The sequence below is a fragment of the Acinetobacter geminorum genome (assembly GCF_013009345.1).
In the GTDB taxonomy this organism is placed as follows: domain Bacteria; phylum Pseudomonadota; class Gammaproteobacteria; order Pseudomonadales; family Moraxellaceae; genus Acinetobacter; species Acinetobacter geminorum.
Genome location: NZ_JABELE010000018.1, coordinates 45,024 through 65,870, shown reverse-complemented (window position 1 = coordinate 65,870; position 20,847 = coordinate 45,024). Strand labels below are relative to the sequence as shown.

The following is a 20,847-nucleotide window of genomic DNA, read 5'->3' as shown; positions in this document are numbered from 1 at the left end:
GGGCTTTTATCTTTGAATAAATTATTAGATTTTCAAATTTTATAAAACTTATTCCAGTTCCAATTCATTATCATCTTTTGTAATTTTAATTTTTAACTTCTTATATTTTCGCTTATTGGGATCTAGGGCTGAATTCATCACTTCATCTGCAAAAGGCGGGCACTGCATCAATTTTGCATAAGCCCTATAGCCGATGCGTATTCGAGTAGGCGGGCAATCGGTTCTTTTTGAGTAGTATTCAATGAGTGAGTTCAGTTCTTGTAATAAAGTTTGCTGTTCCATCATACATACTTAACAATTAGATGACTTAAGCATAATAGACTTAGTCGTTTAGCGGAATATGCCTTTAAAATTTACAGCTATATAAATTGTGATGTAGTTCTCTAAAACACATATTTTATGTATGAAGTTTGTTTAGGAGAGATTTTGGATGTTTTTTTAATCGGATTGTCATAAAGAAAGGCTAATTTAGACTCATAACAAAAATGATGAAGATTGTTGCGAACAATAAAATCAAAAGCAATTTTCACAGACGTGGTCGTGAGATAATTAGGGCTAATTCGAAAGAGTTGGCTTTTTTGTTTTAGTGCATTTGCTTAGATCAAGATGTCCTTTATTAACATTCAATTGCAAATTATCAAGTTCTAATATGGAACTTAATTTTTTAAGTAGATAAAAATAAAAGATCTTAAAAATGTTAATCTCAAGTCATAGATTGCCAAAGAGTTTTAAAGACAAAGCCAATCAAAAGTTTGCCAAACTTTCAGGCTCATTGTTGGGAGCTGTTACACCAGAACGACAAGCAACATTGCCAAAAGAGTTTGAACTCAGTCCTCATACGCTTTATAAGCGCTTTGGTAGTACACATTACGGGGTCATGATTCCTGACTTACCTGAACCCTTTCGATATTTATCTTGGGCTTCGGTATTAGGTTATGTTGGATTTACGATTACAGATACCAACTATCAAATGTCTAAAGATGGAAAAGGGGATACAGCTTCTTTGGTACATGGAACAGCATTGTCGACAACGCCTGAGGCCTACAGAACATTTTCAATCAAAAATGATATCAAGTTTAACCAAACTCCTTTCGCTATTAATTTTGACAATCAAAGTGTCATGCATGAGGATGGTGATGGATTTATATTAATTACTAAAAGAGAAGATTTAGAACTAGAACTTCATTTAAAGCCGACTAAAGCTATTTCATGGTTTGCCTATAGTGCTTTTTATAAGCATTTTAGTGTCTTGATGCATTATGACGGCTACATTAAACAAAAAGGCAATAGTGAGAGTATTAAGGGGCTTTGTACGCTTGAGGCTTGGAAAGCTATAGCGACCTCAATGCTCAAAAACAAATGGTTAGTTGAGAATATTCAACTTCCTGTAAAAGTCTTTAGCTATCAAGTTATTAATATTGACCATGAACAGCAGTTATTACTGGCTTTTATTTGCTATGAAGACCAACCCATTTTGACTTCTGTTTACTACCGTCATATTGATGGAACATCAATTCAATACAACGGAGATATACTTTTTGAAGTAACCAGACTTCAAGAAGAACCACAGATTACACCTGATGGTTTTCCAATGAATTTACCAAATACTTTTCGCTGGGCTGCTTATCACAACAATCAAAAGGTTCTAGATATTTCCGCACAAGTAGACACTCCATACTGTTTTGGCTTGGCTGCTGGTTTCGTTTCTTCATATGCATGGCAAGGCGAATTCTATGATCAGCCATTAGTAGGAAGTGGCTATCTGGAATATATTGACCGAAGATAAAATCGTTTTAAAACTTAGTTGTTTATCTACAGCTTTAAGCGAACTAGAAAATATCTGTTTTATAAACTCAATTTAATAATAGATTTTAATTATTTATCCTTACTTTTTAATGATCTATTTTAAAACAGATGTCATTTTGTGTGCTTGACTGAAATAAGGTTGGGCACTATCCTTTGCCTGCTGGCCTACATTGCCAGTCGGTTTTAGCAGACCGTCTACAAAAGGCGCACAACAATGCTGTTTTGGTTTTTGTGCGTTCTCTTAAGTCACGCCTTTATGGTGAGGCTAGGAGGGACACCTTCGGGTGTGCTGGTTTCCTTTTGTACCAGTCTGCTAACCCTTCTAGTCTTGCCACCATTATTTAGCAGTAATTGGTAAGACTCTTCTAAATCAAAAGGAGTCCGCCGTTATGCGTACTATTTCTTCTCTCTCGTTGGCAACCTTTGCCAAATTCTTTCTATCCATACCGTTTAAACAGTCTTTAAAACGATTTAACCGACTTTAGGTTTCTATACCTTAAGAATCTTTACGACTAAAACATAGCAACAATAAACCAGAGATAGGTGAGCACACCATTATTGTGCGGCTTTTGCATGCCTGTATTTAGCACTCATTTTAAGAGTGACGGCATTTCTATCTCTTCTATTTACAACAAAAAATTATTTTAAGCGGTATACATGAAAAATTTAGAAGTTTCATTTAGAGCAACGCGAGCGCCTTATACAGCAGCAGATTTATTTAAACAATACGGCTTTAACAAGGTCGGGGTGGACCGAATTGTTAGTGAAACTAAAATTTCTAAAGCCACTTTTTACAACTACTTTCACTCAAAAGAAAGATTAATTGAAATGTGTTTGTTGGTTCAAAAAGAGCACTTAAAAGAAAAAGTGAGAGCTGTAAGTGAATCTCGTCAATATCCAGATTTGTCTCTTACGCTTAGACAAATTTACCTTTTACATGCTGACTTAAAAGGTGCGTATTATCTGTTGTTTAAAGCGATTTTTGAAATTAAACAGCTTTATCCAAATGCATACCAAACCGCAATTCGCTATAGGCGATGGCTTAAAAATGAAATTTTCTGGGTTCTGCGAGAATCTAAAAAAAGGGCTACGTATGAAGAATCGGATATTTTTGTATTTATGATTGATGGGGCGATTTTGGGGCTTTTGACTTCAGATAGCGTTGAAGAGCAAACCAAATTGTTAAATTACTTTTTGGTGAGGGTTGCCTAAATTTATTTAACTAAAGAATCACTATAATGAGTTAGCAGGTTTAGGCTTGGTTCTTATTGCTACTAGTCTGTATTCGATATCTGTTCTAATGACTAAAAAATTAACTAACACACCACCGTTATTAATTGTGCTTATACAGACTTTAAGTGGGGCCATTGCCATGACCCCGTTTATATCGGTTTTTGTAAACCCACCGATAGGCCAACAATGGTTCTTTGTAATGGGGTTAGGGGTTCTACATACGGCATTTCTTTATTATTTAATGTATTCGGCAATTAAGAAAATACCTTTAAATAACATTGCGATTTTATCTTTTATTTATCCTATATCGACCATCGTAATTGATTATTTATTCTTTGATCATGTGCTGACTAGTACTCAAATTTTAGGTGCAAGTTTAATTTTATTGGGTGTGCTCGGAGTAAAGTTGCATTGGAATGTTTTTGCGTTGAAAAGATTAAAATAGCAATACCAAGAGTTTTGCTTATCAACAAAGTTGCGAAAATAAGTCATTAAATATTAAATTGCAATTGAGGTGAGCAAAATGAAAAATCAGTGGATAACAGACGAAGATAGATGGCAAGCAATTGTTGATCGAAATGCGGAAGCTGATGCATATTTTGTTTATGGCGTGAAATCCTCAGGTATGTACTGTCTGCCATCAAGTACAAAAAGACTGCCTAAAAAAGAAAATGTAGTTTTCTTTGAGAATGCCGTGCAAGCCGAGAAAAATGGTTATCGAGCAAGCCAAAAAATACAAAACAGACTCTCAAATGCACATGATCCAAAGCTTGTAGAGAAAATCGAGAAAGCGTGTAGATACATCGAACTACATGAAGAAAACTTGTCTCTATCAGTTGTGGCAGAGCATGTAGGAATGAGCGCATATCATTTTCACCGAGTTTTTAAGCAAATTACTGGCCTGACACCCAAAGGCTATGCTGATGCGCATAAAAGTAAAAAGCTAAGAGAAAACCTAGATGAAAATATCAGTGTGACTGATGCAATATTTAATGCAGGTTTTAATTCAAATAGTCAGTTCTATGAAAATTCAAGTTCGCTATTAGGTATGACAGCGAAAGAATGGAAATCTGGCGGTAAGGGTGTGCGTATCTTTTTCGCCATAGGAGCTTGTTCTTTAGGAGATATTTTAGTTGCTCAAAGCCAGAAAGGAATTTGTGCAATTTTGCTAGGCGATGACCCTGAAAAGCTTTTAAATGATTTACAAGATAAATTTCCGGAAGCCGATTTGATCGGGTGTGATGATGAGTTTGAGCAACTGATTGCGCATATTGTCGGGTTTATTGAAGCGCCACAAATCGGATTAGATTTACCTCTAGATATTCAAGGGACTGCATTTCAACAAAGAGTATGGCAGGCCTTAAAAGAAATTCCTGCGGGGCAGACAGCCAGTTATTCCGATATAGCCCAAAAAATAGGTTCACCTAAAGCCGTTCGGGCCGTTGCAGGGGCGTGTGCAGCAAATATGTTAGCTGTTGCTATTCCATGTCATCGTGTCGTTCGAAATGATGGTTTTATTTCTGGTTATCGTTGGGGCGTTGAGCGTAAACGTGCATTATTAGAGAAAGAAGCAGAACTGGCACGGAACTAAAATTGTTTTAGTTGGCTGTTTTATAGAGTTAATTTTTTCAAAATAGCAAGAATCAGAGAGTCTATTTTCTTCGGGTTACTCAAAATATATCCATCAATTTAATGAAGATGGAATTGAGAGTATGAGCAGATTAAAAGACAAAGTGGCTATTATTACGGGTGCAAGTTCAGGTATAGGTTTAAGTGCCGCATCGCTATTTGTAGCGGAAGGCGCGAAAGTTATTCTGGTTGCACGCCGTGAGCGTGTTTTAAAAGAACTTTGCGATAGTTTGAATCAAGATGGCGTCGTTGCGCACTTTATTGCAGGGGATCTTAATGACCCTACAATCATGCAAAAAGCGATTGATATGGCTACGCAATATTATGGAAGGTTAGATATTGCATTTAATAATGCTGGTATGTTGGGAGAATACCAGCTTACTCACGTCACAACCGATGAAAATTGGAATCATGTTATTCAGAGCAATTTAACCAGTGCGTTTCAGTCGGCTAGAGAGCAGCTTAAAGTGATGTTAAAGCAAGGCTATGGCTCAATAGTGTTTACATCCTCTTTTGTTGGTCATCATATAGGGTTCCCTCAAATGGCGGCCTATGCTGCAAGTAAAGCAGGACTCATTGGTTTAACCAAAGTGATGGCGGCAGAATATGCAACTTCAGGCATTCGAGTAAATGCACTTTTACCCGGTGGAACAAATACTTCAATGGGCCAAGAAGCGGCACCTTCTCCAGAAGTTCTAGAGTTTGTAAGAAGCATACATGCGATGAAACGTTTAGCTGAGCCTGATGAAATTGCGAAAGCAGCGCTCTTTTTAGTGAGTGATGATGCAAGCTTTATTACAGGAAGTGCTTTACTCGCTGATGGTGGAGTGACTATTTGTAAAAGCTAGATTGAGAATTAATAGATAGGTAAGGCTTTGTTGCACAAAGCTATTCTTAAGGGCTTCTTCAGCAATATAATTTTCAAATGAAGAAGCCTACACACAAAATCTACCGCACAACCAATTGGTCCGCATATAACCGAGCTCTCATTAATCGTGGGAATATTGCCATTTGGTTCGATCCAAAGACCCAGTGGTATGCACAATCACAAGGCAAGCATGGTCGAAATCAAACCTATTCTGATACTGCCATCCAGTGCTGTCTGATGATCAAATCCCTATTTCGATTGTCTTTACGCATGGTCACAGGTTTTGTTCAAAGTCTGATTAACCTTTGCGGATTAAATTGGGCAGCACCAGATTACAGTACGCTTTGTAGAAGACAAAAGCATATTGATATTCAAATTAGCTATGAAAAGAGTTGCAATGGACTGCATCTACACGTCGATTCCACGGGCTTGAAGTTTTTAGGTGAAGGTGAATGGAAACGTAAGAAACATCAACCTGAATACCGTCGCCAATGGCGTAAACTACATATTGGGATAGATTCTAAAACCCTACAAATACGAGCAGTTCAGCTTACAACCAATAACGTGAGTGATTCGCAAGTCCTTGTGGATTTACTAGATCAAATTCCGTTGAATGAACAAATTGATTCAGTCTATACAGATGGAGCTTATGATACAAAACAATGCCGTCAGGTCATTGCAGATCGACAAGCACATGCAGTGATTCCTCCTAGAAAAAATGCGAAGCCTTGGAAAGATACAAAGACCAGTTCGCTAGAGCGAAATGAATTACTACGAACAGTTAAACGTTTCGGCAGGACACTATGGAAAAAATGGTCAGGCTATCATCGGCGAAGTTTGGTCGAAACCAAGATGCATTGCATCAAGTTATTAGGCGATAAACTCAGTGCGAGAAACTTTCAAAGCCAAGTCAATGAGATTCATGCACGAGTGGCAGTATTAAATAGATTTATCGATTTAGGCAGACCTCACACCCGAGTTGTCACTTAAATTTGAGTAGATAGGGGAAATCCTAGTTTTTAAATCTTTGTGCAACAAAGCCACTCAAAAGTATTGAGACAAATTGGTTGTTTTGCGCTCATACTCATATTCAGCAAATCATTGAAAATAAAGTTTCCATTCCACTCGTGGTATTGCAGCAACCGTGTATGCTAAGGCAAATGGCTATTGAGGCATTGGAACAGGTTGGGCAGGCTTGGCATATTGCTTATGAGTGTAATTCTGTTCAAGCGTTATGGCCTGCTGTAAGGGCGGGTATTGGTATAAGCTTGAGATCATGTTTTCAGATTCCTTCAGACATTCATCGCATAGAAAGCGATGTATTGCCGGAACTTAAGCCTTTAAATTTTGGTCTCTATTTCAATTCCACCACACAATCTGTACATATTATTCAGCAGTTTCAACAATATATTGAACAGCACCTACGGTAATTTTCATCTCAAAATTTATGATGACTTGGATAGTTTTTCGATTGATTTATATTTTAATTTATCTTAGTAATAAAAAGAGCTTTGTGTGACACAGTAAAATGATAAACCTTAGAGTATAACTATGAAGCTTAAAGAATTAGCAGGTTGTGAGGAATGCGATACTGTCTATCGTAGAACCCCGCTTGCTTATGGAAAAAGAGCTTATTGCTTATGCTGCGGTGCTGAACTCTATCGGCACACCAAACCTTTTTCGACACTGTTGGCTTTAATCTTAACGGCGTTGATCGTATTTGTTATTGCCAATAGCTTTCCTATTGTAAAAATTGAATTGCAGGGCAACATCTCTGAAACCACTTTACTTGGTGCGGTCTGGGTAATGTTTCATTATGATCGGGCTTTTGTTGGCATTCTTATTTTAATCACCACTTTTATTGTGCCACTTTCCTATCTTTTATTACTCTCCTATGTGTTGGGCACAGTAAGCGTATTGAAGAAAAGACCCACATTTTTAGTATTTGCCTTACGTACACTTTATTTTATGAGAGTGTGGGGAATGGTTGAGGTCTTCTTAATTGGAATCTTGGTCACGCTTGTGAAGTTAATGGGAATGGTGTTGGTGATTCCCGAGATTGCGTTATGGGCATTTGCGATTTTAAGTGTATTGTTGGTCTATATTACTTCCATAAAGGTGAGTGATATATGGAACGAAATTGATAGGTCACTGCCATGAAAACGATAAAAAATGTGACCCAAACACAAATCTCGCAGCAAGGGTCAATGCTTAAGCAATATCCAAGAGCCAAAGATCTCTCATTAATTGTGTGTCATTGCTGTGGGGTTGTAAATTCTGCTCAAAATGAAAAGAGACGACTCAACCAAAGCCATCAGGTGTTACGTTGTATTCGTTGTAATAGCGTGCTGCATTCACGTAAACCAGCGAGTTTAAATCGAACTTTTGCCTTAGTGGTGGCTGCGACCATTCTCTATATTCCCGCCAATGTACTTCCAATGACGGTGACTGACTCACTGTTGGGTAGCCAGCAAGATACCATCATGAGTGGGGTCATTTACTTTTGGCAAAGTGGAGACTATCTGGTTTCAGTGGTCATTTTTATGGCCAGTATTTTTATTCCCATGCTAAAGCTACTGATTTTGTATTTTTTATTGGTGGCGGTATATCTTCAACAATCGTCAGCATGGAAGTTTTTACCTGAGCAATGCGTTAAATTATATCGAGTTGTCGAGTTTATCGGCCGTTGGTCAATGATTGACGTATTTGTGGTGGCACTTTTAACAGCGCTCATTCAGATTCAATCACTTGCTACGATTTTAGCAGGGCCGGGTTCGATCGCTTTTGGTGCGGTTGTCGTGTTAACCATGTTTGCATCTTTAAGTTTTGACCCACGACTTATTTGGGATAACTTCTACGCATCTCAAAATACAAATAAACCTTCTACTTTTGCCTCAAACAAAACCAAGATTATTCAGGCTGAACACCCGCCGTTGAATAATGATTCCATTAATCCCAGTCAATAAAAGAACAATGAGTATGTCTGAAAATGAAATAACCCCTGGTAACTCAGATCGTCGTGATCCAGATGTTGAACTGGATAGCGTGAATGATTTGCCAGAACCCCAAGAAAAGAAAAGTCGGTGGAAGCCTCTTTTAATTTGGCTCATTCCATTGGTTGCTCTTTTAATCGCGCTTTCATTAGCGATAAAAGCGCTCTTGTCTCACGGCCCGACCATTGACGTATCTTTTAGGACGGCTGAGGGATTGGTCGCGGGTAAAACAACGGTCCGTTATAAACAGGTCGATATTGGCGTAGTACGGCAGATTGATCTTTCAGAAGACCGTTCACACGTGATTGCCAGAATTGATTTGCGTAAAGATGCCAGTAACTTTGCCGCAAAAGATTCACGGTTTTGGGTTGTGCGACCACGTATTGGGACGAGTGGGGTTTCAGGAATAGACACATTATTGTCAGGTTCATATATTGAAGTGGATGGTGGTAAGTCGGAAGAGAAAAAGCTCGAATTTACTGGCTTAGAGGTACCGCCAGTGATTACTGCTGATGTACCGGGCAAAGAATTTTTCTTAAATGCAGATGACTTGGGGTCTTTAGATGTCGGTTCTCCAATTTATTATCGTCGAATTAATGTGGGCCAAATTACAGCATATAAATTGTCTAACGATGGTAAAACTGTAGAGCTACAAACTTTTATCCGTGCACCATATGATAAGTTTGTCACCACCGACGCACGGTTTTGGCAGGCGAGTGGCATTGATGTGAGCTTGAATGCCTCAGGATTTAGTTTAGATACTCAATCGCTGGCAAGTATTGTCGCGGGCGGTATTGCTTTTGGAATTCCTGAAAGTTCGCGTGCTACCACAGCGGCAAATCATAGTCGCTTTAATCTGTGGGATTCGAAAACTGAGGCATTAAAAGAACCGGATGGGCAACCTCGTGGTGTGATCATGTACTTTGATCATTCATTACGTGGACTGTCTGTTGGCGCACCAATTGATTTCATGGGCATTGAAATTGGTAATGTTAAATCGATTAATGCAGAGTTTTATAACAACTATAAGCAGATTCGTATGCGTGTTGAGGCGGTTATTTATCCGTCACGCGTTGAGAATGGACAGGCACTCAATCCAAACAGCAATATTTTCAAAGATTTTGTTGAACATGGATGGCGTGCTCAAATGAGAACAGGCAACCTTCTCACGGGCCAAAACTATATTGCCCTAGATAAGTTCCCTAAAGCTAAGCCAGCCACATTACAAATTTTGAGTGATGACCGTGTAGTGATTCCAACTACACCAACTGAATTGAGTGGCTTACAAGCACAAGTTTCTCAGATTGCTGACAAGTTAACTAAATTCCCGTTAGTTGAGATTGGGCAAGATGTACGTAAAACGCTCAACAATATGAACACAGCCATTGAGTCTACCGACAAACTGGTTAAACAGTTAGATGGAAAAGTTGCCCCTGGTTTACAAGCAACCTTGGACGATGTTCGTAAAACTGTAAGATCGTCAGAGTCTATTTTGTCGAGCGATGCGCCGTTACAACAAGACGTACGCAAAGCATTACAGCAAATGACACGTGCGGCTGCTTCATTACAGTTAATGGCAGACTATATTGAGCAACATCCTGAATCAATTATTCGTGGTAAGACACCAGAGACCGATGATGAAAAATAAAAACACTCTATCTTTTCAACATCCTAAAGCAGCCAACTGGCTGCTTGGGAGCGGCCTGTTTTTAACGGCTGTTGCCATGACGGCATGTTCGAGTTCGCCAACGCCAAATTATTATACGATGTCCCCTAAAATTACTGCGGCTACAAAATCAACTGTGCAGGTGATTGAGGTATTACCTGTCGGGATTCCAGACCGATTGGACCGTGCGCCTTTGGTACTCCAAGACAGTAGTGGTAAGTCTACGGTGTTAAACAATGAACGCTGGACATCGACCATGGGTACGCAATTACGCGATACCTTGTCGGCGGGTTTACAGCAAAAATTAGGGGCAATTGACAGTTATAGCAGTGGGCTAGCTGGAAACAATCAGCCTTTATATCGAGTTTCTACAGACTTTTCTCATTTTGATATTGTAGATAAAAGCTATATTAATATTGCAGTGTCTTGGGTAGTGAAGCGTCAAATACCGCCCACTCAATTAGAGTCAAATAATGCAAAAGTCATCACGAATGCAGGATCTCAGCTCAATTGTCGAATTGCTTTTAAGCAGCCGATTGATCAGAAAGCTAAAAAGATGGAAGGTATTGTGAATGCTTCAAGTGAAGCAATGACTCAAATCATTAATACGGTTTCTTCTTCAATTGTGGCGCTAGATTCAAACAAAAAATCGGTTATTAGCAATGGTGTCTGTTCTTAATATTAAATCTATACACGTTTTATCCGGTTAAATGCCGGATAAAATTTGATAATTCCATCCGGTTTTGAGTTCTTTAGTTGTTGGTTAAAAGCCGTGAGGAAAAATTTACTCATGTGAGTGTTTTAAATCCCATCCTTTTTCAATACAAATTTGATCAAATGATCTTGCAAGATCGGCTAGGGTAGTTTCTTTTAAACGTTGAATCAAAATCGCCTGTGCAGCTTGAATACTTGTATCTAGAGCTGCATTGACGACTTGTTCTACAGCACATTCCGGATTTTTTCTTTCATTGCCGATTGCAAAAATTGTAGGTTCACCAACAGCCTTATAAATATCAAGAAGCGTAATTTTTTCTATATCTCCTATTAAGTGCCAACCACCGCCAGGCCCTTTCTCTGATTGTACAAAGTTAGCCTGTTTTAACCCAGTCATGGTACGACGAATAACTACAGGATTAGTTGATAACATTTTGGCAATTTCTTCAGAAGTAAAACTGCGATTTTGCCTCGCCATGTGTAAAAGCACATGAAGTATTCGGGAAAGTTTATTGTCTGTACGCATAAGCACAAAAAACAGCGCGATCAATAGAATGTATAAAATGTAACATGAAAAGTTGCAAATTAAAATAAAAGGCATTAATGTAACTTCATAAGTTACTTATTAAGGGTGAATAAAATGCTGTATGACGTTGCGATTATTGGTGGCAGTTATGCGGGTTTATCAGCAGCAATGCCGTTGGCCCGTGCACGTAGAAACATTGCAATAATTGATGCAGGGCAAAGAAGAAATCGTTTTGCTGAATATTCTCATGGATTCCTTACCCAAGATGGAACTCAAGCTAATGAAATTGTTGAAATTGCAAAAAAACAATTAGAAGTTTATAGCACTGTTGAATGGCAAAATGGGAGAGTTAAAAAAATTGCAAAAATAGATGAAGGTTTTTGTATTTGTATTGATGGAGTGTATTCCATTCAAACTAAAAAAATTATTATTGCGGCAGGAGTTAGTGATCAGTTGCCAGAAATAGCGGGTTTGGCTGAAAGATGGGGGAAAACGGTTTTTCATTGTCCATATTGCCATGGATACGAGTTAGAAAAAGGAAAAATCGGTATTTTGGCCACGTCAGAACACAGCTTACAATTGGCGATGATGCTGCCTGATTGGGGCCCAACCACGTTTTTACTTAATGGAAATGATCAACTCATTCATACAGAATGGCATATTTCCTTACAAAAACGTGGAGTGATTGTAGAGCCATGTCTTATTCAGGAAATCAGAGGTGAGGCAGAGATTGTGTTTACCGATGGAAAGGTTATTGCTCTGGATGGACTGTTTATTCCAACACGTACATATATTACTCAACCTTGGCTGGCCGAGCTTGGATGTGAAGTCGAAGACACGCCGTTTGGACAAATAATCAAAACAAGCGCGACAAAAGACACCACGGTAAAAGGGGTTTTTGCTTGCGGTGATATTGCACGTTTAGGTGGTTCGGTACCATTCGCAGTTGCAGATGGAATGATGGCAGGGGTAAGCGCTCACCGTTCGCTTATTCTTAATGGTTCATCGTAAATTAGGAAAACTGCATTCTACTAAGATCATCACGAATGCAGGATCTCAGCTCAATTGTCGAATTGCTTTTAAGCAGCCAATTGATCAGAAAACTAAAAAGATGGAAGGTATTGTGAATGCTTCAAGTGAAGCAATGACTCAAATCATTAATACGGTTTCTTCTTCAATTGTGGCGCTAGATTCAAACAAAAAATCCGTTATTAGCAATGGTGTTTGTTCGTAAAACGCATCGTTTTTAATCAACCCCTTTACTTGTGCACAACAGATAAAGGGGTTTTTTATTTTAGTTGCCTCTATAGGTTGAATAACCGTAAGGGCTAAGTAGTAATGGAATATGGTAGTGATTTACGCTTCCATCGACTTTAAAAATTACTGGAACCTCGGCAAAAAAAGTTTGTTGTTTGTTCTTCTTAAACCAGTCTTCTGTTTTAAAAGTAACTTTATAAATACCTTGCTCTAGTTTTTTATTTTCTGGATAGAGCGCAGTAATACGACCATTTGAATCGGTCACTTGCTGGTTGAGTTTAACCCATTGGTTATTGGTGTTTTTCTCTAAAACGACTTCAACCTGAGAAGAGGGTAAACCCGTTTCTAGATTTAACACGTGCACACTTAGCGGATTAGTTTGTGCAAATGTAGCCGAAGCTATAAATAACGAAGATAAAGCAATAAATGATTTAGTCATGATGAACTCCTTATGAATGAAAAACGGTTTCAATGGCTTTGCTTGCACATTGATTGTCATTTTGTGCGCCGCCAGCACCCGCAACCCCAATGGCTCCGATCACTTGGTTCTCAAAACGAACAGGTACGCCACCGCCTAACAAAAGTAAATTTGCTACGGTAGTTAAATTTTTTGCATCGGGGTTTTGATTACTGTTTTGGCTTAAAACTAAGGTCGATGTTTTGGTAGATAACGCGGTATAGGCTTTTTTCTCGGCAGCCATTAAATTATGCGGACCCACCAGCTCATGCCGTTCGGCAGTTAATGGATTACCGCCACGATCTACAACAACAACCGCAATATTTTGGTTTAGTTTTTTACATGCCTCTTTCGCACTGTCGGCTAACAGGTGGGCAGTTTTGAGATCTAATGAATAAACTTGATTCAAAGCAGGGGGCTGTGCAAAAGTACTATTACCAAATAGCACGGCTGCTAACATCAGCCAGTTCAATTTTTTCATAATGATTGCCTCTAAGTCGCTTTGAAAATCTTAAACAAATTGCTTAATTTCAAGCATGACAATCACATTACAAAGTTGTCATCTTTCAAATGAGTCTCTACAAAATGCGTATCCTTATTATTGAAGACGAGATCAAGATCGCCACTTATTTGGTCAAAGGATTAAAAGAGTCTGGATATCAAGCGGAGTGCGTTCACTTAGGGCTGCAAGGTTTGGAAATGCTAAAGAGAGATCAATATGACTTGCTTATTCTTGACGTCATGTTGCCGGACATAGACGGCTGGAGCGTATTACAGGTCCTACGCCAGTTTTCAAAAATTCCGGTGATTTTCTTAACGGCGAAAGATCAGGTTATGGATAGAGTGAAAGGGTTAGAGTTGGGTGCAGATGATTACTTGGCTAAGCCTTTTTCCTATATTGAACTATTGGCACGCATTAAAAGCCTGTTAAGACGACAGCAATATCTGCAAGAAAACGAGCTGTCTATTAGTGATTTAAAGATGGATGTGGTTAGCCATAAAGTTTGGCGTAGTGGCAACTTAATTGAGCTGAGTAAAACCGAATTTAATTTGTTGCGTTATCTTTTGCTCAACAAAGAACAAATCGTGACACGCAGACAAATTGGTTCCGAAGTTTGGAACATTAACTTTGACACTGATACTAACTTTATTGACGTTGCAGTACGCCGTTTACGAAGCAAAATTGATGAGGGATATGAGCTAAAACTCATTCATACCATACGTGGCTTGGGCTATAAAATTTCGGTTAGCTTATGAACTTTAAACTTCTACGTTCTCTTGAAGTCCGTATTACATTACTGGTCACGCTTTGTTCTGCCTTAATTTTATGTTCCGTCGGCTTTATGACCTATTTAGGCATTAATCAAATTTTATTGAAGCAGCAAGATAAAGCTTTAGCAGACAGAATTAATCGTTTGGAAATTTTGCTGCAAGATAGCGAAAATGTAGAGCAAATTATTGCGCGGCCTAAGCTGTATCAAAACATGCTTGGCAATCAAGACAACTTATTTCTGCTTATTCATAAAGGCAAAAGTTTAATTAATATCAATCCGCTCCACATTCAACTGCCTGAACTTGCAAAGCGCGATAGTCTTCAATTTCAAGATTTAGTGAACAACTCATATCCAACGCGAATTGCTTGGAAAACCATAAAAATTAATGACGAGCCTTATCTACTCATTGCGGGTAAACAGTGGTCAGAACGTATCAATATTCTTTTACCTTTTCAAGAAAGTCTCTTGATGTATGTGGTCGGGGGCGTGTTTGCGATCTTTGTGCTTTGCATTTTAGTGTGTCATTTAGGTTTAAAGTCGCTACAACAGCTTCGCAAGCAAACTCATTCTATTAACGTAAATCAGCTACAGAAACGGTTAAACCTCCCCAATTCACCTTTAGAAGTTGATCTGCTTTCAAAAGATATAAACCACATGCTTGAGCGTATCGAAAAAGGCTATACACAGCTCAACCGTTTTTCTGAAGATATCGCACATGAGTTCCGCACACCTTTAAATAATCTGATTGGGCAAACCGAGATTGCTTTAACTGGCGAACGTTCGGTTGAGCAATATGAAGATTTGCTGGTGTCTCATTTAGATGACTACCACAGATTAAAACGCATGATTGATAGCATGCTTTTCTTGGCAAGAGCCGATCAGAAAATGGTGCTTGTAAATAAACAAGAAATAAATATCCAAGATGTTATTGATAGGTTATGCCAGATTTTTGAATATCAGGCCGAGGAACAAGACTGTCATTTTAGTTTTAACTTAGAAGCTCAAACATTATTTGCAGATCCTGAGCTTTTTCAAAGAGCCGTTTACAACCTGATTTTAAATGCGTTGGTTCACGGTGGTGACAAGCGAACTATTTATATCGCAACAAAACATAAGATGATTGAGCATAAGCAATGGGTGAGTTTGACTGTGGTAACTGGTGGGGTTTCAATTGCTGAACATCAACTTGAGCATCTTTTTGAAAGATTTTACCAATGCCATTCAAGTCGAAGTGATGAGAATCAAACAGGTGGATTAGGTTTGTCGATTGTTGCTTCAATTATGGATCTACATCATGGCCGCTATCGAGTTTATAACACGGTTGAGGGTGTGTGCTTTGAGCTTGATTTTCCAGTTGCAGATGCTCTAAAGAAATACAATTAAATCCTTATTAATGTTGCTTAATTTTTAGAATTCACACTTTGTTCACAGCCCTCTGACGTATGTTTAAACGTATGAAATAAACAGAAGAGGGCAATCATGAAATTATTATTTAAGTCACTCATCATCAGCAGTAGCCTTGCAGCGGTCAGTTTAATGCTTCCTTTGAGCACCTTTGCAGACACCAATACTAAACCTGTCGCTGTTGATTCTATTGATATTAATAAATACGCAGGTAAGTGGTATGAAATTGCGCATTTACCGATGTTTTTTCAGCGTAATTGTGTAGCCAATACAACTGCAAACTATTCTATTAACGCGGACAAAACCGTTGGTGTTTTAAATAGCTGTACGACAAAAAAAGGCGAAATGATCTCATCTGAAGGAGTTGCTTATCCGCAAAATGAAGGCAACAGTAAATTGAAGGTGAGCTTTTTACCTTCTGGTCTTAGATGGATTCCTTTTACAAAAGGCGATTACTGGGTTTTAAGAGTTGACCCAAATTATCAGGTCGCTTTAGTGGGTGGCCCAAGCCATAAATATTTATGGATTCTTTCTCGTAGCCCTCAACTTGATGAGGCGACATATCAATCTTATCTGCAAACCGCAAAAAGCTATGGCTACGACGTTTCTAAACTCGTTAAAACAACACAGTCTAAATAGTGAAATGCTGGTTGCGTAGATGCTTATATTTATCTCGTAACCGAGTGAACTTCACATAAAATTCATTGCGCATTTTCTAAATTAGAACCAAAAGAAATGCTTTAGATCAGGAAGAATCAATGTCTAAATTTTTTCTGCGCTGGATCGATAGCTGGTCAGATTCAGAAAATGCGCAAGTGGGTGCTTCTAGCGAATATGTCATTGAAAAGAAAATTCAATGGTTAAGAATTATTCCTTTTATTTTATTACATATCGCTTGTTTAGCTGCATTTTGGGTGGGCGTATCTTGGTTTGCTGTGATCTTCATGCTGGGGTTTTATTTTCTTCGCATGTTTGCAATTACTGCTTTTTTCCACCGCTATCTTTCGCATAAAACTTTTCAGACATCACGTATTGTTCAATTCATTTTTGTACTGATCGGAACCATGAGTGCGCAGCGCGGACCTTTATGGTGGGCAGCCCATCACCGTTATCACCATCACTTTACCGACACCGATCAGGACCCGCATTCAGCAAAAGCAGGCTTTTGGTATTCGCATGTAGGCTGGTTTTTAAATGAGCAAAATTTTGCTACTCGAAAAAAAGTCATTAAAGACTGGTTGAAATATCCAGAGCTAATTTGGCTAGATCGATTTAGTTTGCCTATTGTGATTTTGACGGCCTTAGCAATTTATGGTTTAGGTTCGTGGCTTGCACAACATTTCCCTGAGTTGGGCACCAATGGCTTACAACTTTTAGTGTGGGGATTTGTGATTTCCACTGTTCTATTAACACATGCAACCTTGTGTATTAATTCACTCGCTCATCGTTATGGTTCACGTGAGTTTAACACCCCAGATGATAGCCGTAATAACTTCCTACTTTCTTTAATTACCTTGGGTGAAGGATGGCACAACAACCATCATTTTTACGCAGGCAGTGTGCGACAAGGTTTTTATTGGTGGCAGATTGATATCACTTTTTATGTGCTCAAACTGATGTCTTTATTTGGTTTGGTGTGGGGGCTAAAGCCAGTACCAGACAAGGTTTATCAATATAAAAAGATTAAAAACCTATCGGTAGAAAAAATTGAAAACGGTGAAGTGTTATGAAAATTGCCATTATTGGTTCGGGTATATCTGGACTTTACGCAGCTTGGAGATTGTCAGAACAACATCAAGTCACTGTGTATGAAAAAAATAATTATTTTGGCGGTCATACTGACACTCACGAGCTAGAGATAGAAGGCACTAAAGTCGCGGTAGATAGTGGTTTTATTGTGTTTAATGACTATAACTATCCGTTATTTACCAACATGCTTAAAAAATTAGGCGTAGAAACTCAAAGCAGCGATATGAGTTTTTCTGTGAATAATCTGGTCAGTGGACTTCAATATAACCCTTCAAAAAAATGGTCGCTCTTTGCCCGTCCGCAAAACTTTTTAAACCGAAAATTTCTGCAAATGCTCTCAGATTTGCTGCGTTTTTATGATGACAATAAAGATATAGATGTGGCAGATATTGATCCTAATTTATCGATTGAAGAGTATTTGGACTTTCACAAATATAGTCATGAGTTCCGTTATGAACATCTTTATCCGATGTGCGGTGCCTTATGGTCGGCACCTGTTGAGAAAGTAGGACAAATTCCATATCGATTTGTGGTGAGCTTTTTTCAACATCACCGCATGTTGCAGTTAAAAGACCGCCCACAATGGCAAACAGTTAAACATGGTTCGGCAAGCTATATTCGTGCTATTCAAAAGAAATGCCGATCCATTGAGTGGAAATTTGCAGAAGTAAAAGCTGTGAGTCGTTCACCAGAAACTGTGTTGATCGAAACCGTTGAAGGGCAAGCCCAATATGACTGGGTGATTCTTGCAAGCCACGCTGACGATAGCCTAAATTTAATTAAAGATGCGTCAGAACTTGAACAAGAAATATTAAGCCAATTTGGTTATCAAGATAATCGAATGGTCGTCCATCGTGATCTTTCAATTATGCCTAAAAGCCGTTTGCAGTGGGCAAGCTGGCATGTACATGTAACACCAATTTCTCAAGTTCAAAACGATGAGTCCGACATACATTATGGTTTTACCTACTGGATGAACAATTTGCAGAATTTATCCTGCGCTACGCAAATTTTTTCTACTTTAAATCCGAATATGAAAATCAAAGCCGAAGACATCTTGGTTGAGCGGCAATACCGGCATCCCGTATTTGATGCAAAAGCGATTCAAGCTCAATCTCGTTGGCACGAAATTAATGGGCAAAATCGTACTTCATTTTGTGGAGCATATTGGGGCTGGGGCTTTCATGAAGACGGTGCCCGCAGTGCAGCACGAGTTGTTGAGCAACTCTTAGCGTTATAAGAATAAATAAGGAGCTTTCAAATGTTATTAAATAAACTTGCTATCGCTCCTGCGCTTATTCGTCATCGGCGTTATAGCCCTAAACCGCATGAGTTTACATCGACCTTAAATTATTTATGGTTCGATCCAGATCAATTAGTTGATATCACAAAAGATTGTTCACTCTGGTCGACGGATCATTGGAATGTATTAAAGCTATCTAAAAATGATTTTTTAAACATGTATCACGGTTCTATAAGAGACAGAGTAGAGAAAGCGATACTGCAAAATAATCACTTACATCTTCGGCCAGACTGGGAAATCCGAGTCTTGGCTTTGCCTCGTTGTTTAGGTTTTCGGTTTAATTCGGTCGTATTTTATTTTGTTTTAAATAAAGCCGGAAAACCGTTATTTATTCTTAGTGAAATCACCAATACCCCGTGGAATGAACGAAAAGTCTATATACATGACTGTATAAAACAACAAAGTCAGGTGGGTGATTATCAGAGTTTTGATTTTAACTTTGAAAAATCATTTCATGTTTCGCCGTTCATGCCCATGCAGTTGACTTACCATTGGCGATTTAGTTTTTCAGATCAGCAGAATGTCATTCACATGCAGCTTTTTGAAGAGCAAAAACAAGTCTTTGATGCCACTATGCGCTTTGAACTTGTGCCCATCACATTTCCTTCACAGCAATATCGATATGCTCTTATAAACAGCCTAGCGCCTTTTAAAATGTTGTTTTCAATATATTTAGAGGCATTTAAGTTGTGGCGAAAAAAAGTTCCATTTTATCGTCATCCTAAAAAGATCAAGGTAGATAAGACATGATAAAAACATTTCTTTATGGTGAAGATGACTCACTACCGTTACTGCTCAAGAGTCTTCTCAAACTACGTCATGGACAGATCACTTTTCAGGGCGCGTGGAATGGGACGGTCGGTGAAGTTTCAGACTTACATGCTGTGATTGAAGTTCGCAATCCTTTATTGATGGATCTTATTTTAAAAAATGGTGTTTTGGGAGCAGCAGAAGGCTACATTCGTGGTGACTGGAGCAGCGAGCACCTTGTCGAGTTGATTCAGATCTTGGCACGTAACCGAGCTGTATTGGACAAAATCAACCAGAATGTTATTGCCCAAGCGAGCCAGTTTTTTCTTAAAGCTTGGTATCAAAATCGAAAGAATTCTATAACTGGTAGCCGTAAAAATATTGCCGAGCACTACGACTTAAGCAACGACTTTTTTAAATTATTTTTAGATCCGTCTTTAATGTATTCGAGCGCCGTTTTTGAAAATGAAAACATGACCCTCGAAGAAGCATCTGATTTAAAAAAAGAGATCATTTGTAAAAAGTTAGATTTAAAACCACTAGATCATTTGGTTGAAATTGGAAGTGGGTGGGGTGGTTTTGCAATTTATGCAGCTCAACATTATGGCTGTAGAGTAACCACCATTACCATTTCACAAGCTCAATATGATGAAGCCGTTACTCGTGTAAATGAAGCTGGCTTGGCACATCGAATTGATGTGCAACTTAAAGACTACCGTTTGCTCGAAGGTAAATTCGATAAGCTGGTTTCAATTGAAATGGTTGAGGCGGTTGGGGCGCAATATTTATCGACATACTTTGATCAATGTAAAGCACTATTAAAACCGAAAGGGTTGGCATTTATTCAAGCCATTACTATTGAAGATTTCCGGTATAAAAAAGCATTAAATACAGTTGATTATATTAAGCGCTATATTTTCCCTGGTAGCTTTATTCCTAGCATAAGTGTATTAACTCAAACCGCCTCTGAGAGTGGTTTAAGGTTAAAAAATTTAAATGATATTGGTTTAAGTTATGCACAAACACTTCATCACTGGCGAGCGCGTTTTTTAGCAGCGCGGGAACAAGTATTGGCTCTAGGTTTCGATGAAAACTTCATTCGGATGTGGGATTTCTATTTATGTTATTGCGAAGGCGGTTTTAAAGAAGGCGTGATAAGCAATGTTCACTTGTTGTTTGAAAGTACCAGTTACTAAATCAAACAGCTCAAGTAAGGAG

22 protein-coding genes and 2 pseudogenes are annotated in these 20,847 nt (G+C 38.6%); 20 read left to right on the top strand and 4 right to left on the bottom strand.

Annotated features, from left to right (window positions below):
- Window positions 1-48: 48 nt before the first annotated feature.
- Window positions 49-282, bottom strand: coding sequence for a hypothetical protein (locus HJG58_RS18905; protein WP_005803604.1), 234 nt, complete (start codon window positions 280-282; stop codon window positions 49-51).
- A gap of 412 nt (window positions 283-694) precedes the next feature.
- On the opposite strand from HJG58_RS18905, the gene HJG58_RS15860 reads away from it, so the two are divergent.
- The 11 genes and pseudogenes from HJG58_RS15860 (at window position 695) to HJG58_RS15810 (ending at window position 10,874) form a co-directional block, all read left to right on the top strand.
- The gene (locus HJG58_RS15860; protein WP_170249617.1) at window positions 695-1,786 is read left to right on the top strand and encodes a DUF6670 family protein; all 1,092 of its coding nucleotides are present in this window, start codon (window positions 695-697) and stop codon (window positions 1,784-1,786) included.
- 677 nt (window positions 1,787-2,463) lie between these two features.
- Window positions 2,464-3,018: a TetR/AcrR family transcriptional regulator gene (locus HJG58_RS15855; RefSeq protein WP_170249616.1), complete on the top strand. Its 555-nt coding sequence runs from the start codon at window positions 2,464-2,466 to the stop codon at window positions 3,016-3,018.
- A gap of 25 nt (window positions 3,019-3,043) precedes the next feature.
- A pseudogene (locus tag HJG58_RS15850) lies at window positions 3,044-3,484 on the top strand (DMT family transporter); the annotation flags it as partial.
- Between the two features lie 78 nt (window positions 3,485-3,562).
- A complete protein-coding gene (ada, locus tag HJG58_RS15845; protein ID WP_170249615.1) occupies window positions 3,563-4,630 on the top strand; it encodes a bifunctional DNA-binding transcriptional regulator/O6-methylguanine-DNA methyltransferase Ada in 1,068 nt (355 codons plus the stop codon).
- A 121-nt stretch (window positions 4,631-4,751) separates the two neighbouring features.
- Window positions 4,752-5,516, top strand: a complete 765-nt coding sequence (locus HJG58_RS15840; RefSeq protein ID WP_108011128.1) for an SDR family oxidoreductase — start codon at window positions 4,752-4,754, stop codon at window positions 5,514-5,516.
- Window positions 5,517-5,593: 77 nt separating this feature from the next.
- A complete protein-coding gene (locus tag HJG58_RS15835) occupies window positions 5,594-6,526 on the top strand; it encodes an IS5 family transposase (RefSeq protein ID WP_170249614.1) in 933 nt (310 codons plus the stop codon).
- A 77-nt stretch (window positions 6,527-6,603) separates the two neighbouring features.
- Window positions 6,604-6,966: a LysR substrate-binding domain-containing protein gene (locus tag HJG58_RS15830; protein ID WP_235944525.1), complete on the top strand. Its 363-nt coding sequence runs from the start codon at window positions 6,604-6,606 to the stop codon at window positions 6,964-6,966.
- Between the two features lie 121 nt (window positions 6,967-7,087).
- Window positions 7,088-7,696, top strand: a complete 609-nt coding sequence (locus tag HJG58_RS15825) for a paraquat-inducible protein A (RefSeq protein WP_005068380.1) — start codon at window positions 7,088-7,090, stop codon at window positions 7,694-7,696.
- Window positions 7,693-8,502 (top strand): paraquat-inducible protein A, encoded by an 810-nt coding sequence (locus tag HJG58_RS15820; protein ID WP_032005373.1) that lies wholly within the window; start codon window positions 7,693-7,695, stop codon window positions 8,500-8,502. The genes HJG58_RS15825 and HJG58_RS15820 overlap by 4 nt, the downstream gene beginning before the upstream one ends.
- Before the next feature lie 7 nt (window positions 8,503-8,509).
- Entirely contained in the window at window positions 8,510-10,177 is a 1,668-nt protein-coding gene (locus tag HJG58_RS15815) for a PqiB family protein (protein WP_170249613.1), read from the top strand.
- The gene (locus HJG58_RS15810) at window positions 10,167-10,874 is read left to right on the top strand and encodes a PqiC family protein (RefSeq protein WP_025465951.1); all 708 of its coding nucleotides are present in this window, start codon (window positions 10,167-10,169) and stop codon (window positions 10,872-10,874) included. The genes HJG58_RS15815 and HJG58_RS15810 overlap by 11 nt, the downstream gene beginning before the upstream one ends.
- 105 nt (window positions 10,875-10,979) lie before the next feature.
- Here the strand turns inward: HJG58_RS15810 and HJG58_RS15805 are convergent, their stop codons facing one another.
- The gene (locus tag HJG58_RS15805; protein ID WP_170249612.1) at window positions 10,980-11,435 is read right to left on the bottom strand and encodes an Rrf2 family transcriptional regulator; all 456 of its coding nucleotides are present in this window, start codon (window positions 11,433-11,435) and stop codon (window positions 10,980-10,982) included.
- A gap of 105 nt (window positions 11,436-11,540) precedes the next feature.
- On the opposite strand from HJG58_RS15805, the gene HJG58_RS15800 reads away from it, so the two are divergent.
- Together HJG58_RS15800 and HJG58_RS15795 are read left to right on the top strand one after the other, a co-directional pair.
- The gene (locus HJG58_RS15800; RefSeq protein ID WP_170249611.1) at window positions 11,541-12,446 is read left to right on the top strand and encodes an NAD(P)/FAD-dependent oxidoreductase; all 906 of its coding nucleotides are present in this window, start codon (window positions 11,541-11,543) and stop codon (window positions 12,444-12,446) included.
- A 16-nt stretch (window positions 12,447-12,462) separates the two neighbouring features.
- Window positions 12,463-12,669: pseudogene (locus HJG58_RS15795) on the top strand (hypothetical protein); the annotation flags it as partial.
- A gap of 60 nt (window positions 12,670-12,729) precedes the next feature.
- On the opposite strand, the gene uraH reads toward HJG58_RS15795, so the two are convergent.
- Complete coding sequence (uraH, locus tag HJG58_RS15790; protein ID WP_000167346.1) at window positions 12,730-13,131, bottom strand: hydroxyisourate hydrolase; 402 nt, start codon at window positions 13,129-13,131, stop codon at window positions 12,730-12,732.
- A gap of 10 nt (window positions 13,132-13,141) precedes the next feature.
- Window positions 13,142-13,609: a GlcG/HbpS family heme-binding protein gene (locus HJG58_RS15785; RefSeq protein ID WP_014207181.1), complete on the bottom strand. Its 468-nt coding sequence runs from the start codon at window positions 13,607-13,609 to the stop codon at window positions 13,142-13,144.
- 125 nt (window positions 13,610-13,734) lie between these two features.
- Between HJG58_RS15785 and HJG58_RS15780 the strand changes: the two genes are divergently transcribed.
- From HJG58_RS15780 to HJG58_RS15750, 7 genes are all read left to right on the top strand, one after another.
- On the top strand, window positions 13,735-14,406 hold the full coding sequence (locus tag HJG58_RS15780) for a heavy metal response regulator transcription factor (RefSeq protein WP_005123675.1): 672 nt from the start codon (window positions 13,735-13,737) through the stop codon (window positions 14,404-14,406).
- On the top strand, window positions 14,403-15,806 hold the full coding sequence (locus tag HJG58_RS15775; RefSeq protein WP_170249610.1) for a heavy metal sensor histidine kinase: 1,404 nt from the start codon (window positions 14,403-14,405) through the stop codon (window positions 15,804-15,806). The genes HJG58_RS15780 and HJG58_RS15775 overlap by 4 nt, the downstream gene beginning before the upstream one ends.
- 96 nt (window positions 15,807-15,902) lie before the next feature.
- Window positions 15,903-16,466, top strand: coding sequence for a lipocalin family protein (locus HJG58_RS15770; RefSeq protein ID WP_002157711.1), 564 nt, complete (start codon window positions 15,903-15,905; stop codon window positions 16,464-16,466).
- Window positions 16,467-16,585: 119 nt separating this feature from the next.
- The gene (locus HJG58_RS15765) at window positions 16,586-17,557 is read left to right on the top strand and encodes an acyl-CoA desaturase (protein WP_170249609.1); all 972 of its coding nucleotides are present in this window, start codon (window positions 16,586-16,588) and stop codon (window positions 17,555-17,557) included.
- Complete coding sequence (locus tag HJG58_RS15760) at window positions 17,554-18,816, top strand: NAD(P)/FAD-dependent oxidoreductase (RefSeq protein ID WP_170249608.1); 1,263 nt, start codon at window positions 17,554-17,556, stop codon at window positions 18,814-18,816. The genes HJG58_RS15765 and HJG58_RS15760 overlap by 4 nt, the downstream gene beginning before the upstream one ends.
- A 21-nt stretch (window positions 18,817-18,837) precedes the next feature.
- The gene (locus HJG58_RS15755; protein WP_170249607.1) at window positions 18,838-19,629 is read left to right on the top strand and encodes a DUF1365 domain-containing protein; all 792 of its coding nucleotides are present in this window, start codon (window positions 18,838-18,840) and stop codon (window positions 19,627-19,629) included.
- Window positions 19,626-20,825: an SAM-dependent methyltransferase gene (locus HJG58_RS15750; protein ID WP_170249606.1), complete on the top strand. Its 1,200-nt coding sequence runs from the start codon at window positions 19,626-19,628 to the stop codon at window positions 20,823-20,825. The genes HJG58_RS15755 and HJG58_RS15750 overlap by 4 nt, the downstream gene beginning before the upstream one ends.
- Window positions 20,826-20,847 lie beyond the last annotated feature (22 nt).